Origin of the sequence: Pedobacter nototheniae, from assembly GCF_004335085.1 — a bacterium.
Taxonomy (GTDB): domain Bacteria; phylum Bacteroidota; class Bacteroidia; order Sphingobacteriales; family Sphingobacteriaceae; genus Pedobacter; species Pedobacter nototheniae.
The window spans coordinates 1-463 of sequence record NZ_RQRS01000078.1 but is presented as its reverse complement, the minus strand read 5'-3'; the positions used below and the strand labels follow the sequence as shown (position 1 = coordinate 463).

The window sequence follows — 463 nt, the reverse complement described above, 5'->3', positions numbered from 1 at the left end:
TGTAACAGTACCACCAGCACCACTAAAAATAGACCATATACCTGTTCCAGATGTAGGAGTATTAGCAGCTAATGTTACTGAAGTTAATCCACATGTTGCCAAACCTGTTTGGTCTGCTCCAGCATTTGAAACTGTTGGTGCTGAATTAATCAACACACTACCAATCATTGTCTTACAATTCGCAGATCCAACTATAGCTACTACTGTATAAGTGCCCGCTATAGATTGAGTTCCTAAACTGATAGCAGCTCCTGTACCCGCAACAATGCTACCTACGTTTACTCCATCTCGCTGTAATTGATAACTATCTCCTACTTGAGAATTATTAAGACCCATTGCAGTATTAGTTCCTGCACATCCATTAGATCCAGTCATAACAAAATCTGTTGGATCACTTGCAGTAAGTATAATATCATCAAGTAACCAGTCATCACCACCTCGTGTTGTACTACAATTTCCTGTT

At 39.5% G+C, this 463-nt stretch carries 1 protein-coding gene; it reads right to left on the bottom strand.

All coding sequences use genetic code 11. The annotated features are described in order from the left end of the window. Nucleotides 1-463 (bottom strand): hypothetical protein (locus EHC72_RS22875; RefSeq protein ID WP_165585925.1); only part of this gene is annotated, 463 nt, incomplete at both ends.